Origin of the sequence: Bacteriovorax sp. DB6_IX (assembly GCF_000447775.1) — a bacterium.
GTDB lineage: Bacteria > Bdellovibrionota > Bacteriovoracia > Bacteriovoracales > Bacteriovoracaceae > Halobacteriovorax_A.
In genome coordinates, this window is sequence record NZ_AUNJ01000326.1 from 1 (window position 1) to 294 (window position 294).

The following is a 294-nucleotide window of genomic DNA, read 5'->3' on the forward strand; positions in this document are numbered from 1 at the left end:
GAAGGTTTTTCTATAAGTAGGATCTATGAAGTTTTTAAAAAATCATGCTCTTAGTTTTCTTGTTTGTTTCGTTATGATTGGGGTTACGGTCTATTTGTACCCGAATTTACCTAATGAAATACCAACTCGTTTCAACTTGGAAGGGAAGCCCATAGCTTACGCAACTAAAGAGGTTCAGTCCTTCTTTATGCCTGTGTTATATCTCTTCGTGATCTTTCTTGTTGGAATATTTGTTTCTAATTCCGCTAAGGCCAATACTATGAAAAATAGTCAGGAAGTCTTAGCTAAAGTTAT

At 35.0% G+C, this 294-nt stretch carries 1 protein-coding gene; it reads left to right on the forward strand.

What is annotated here, in order from left to right:
- Positions 1-25: 25 nt before the first annotated feature.
- Positions 26-294: DUF1648 domain-containing protein (locus M901_RS09965; protein WP_034721688.1), on the forward strand; the 269-nt coding region annotated here is incomplete at its 3' end.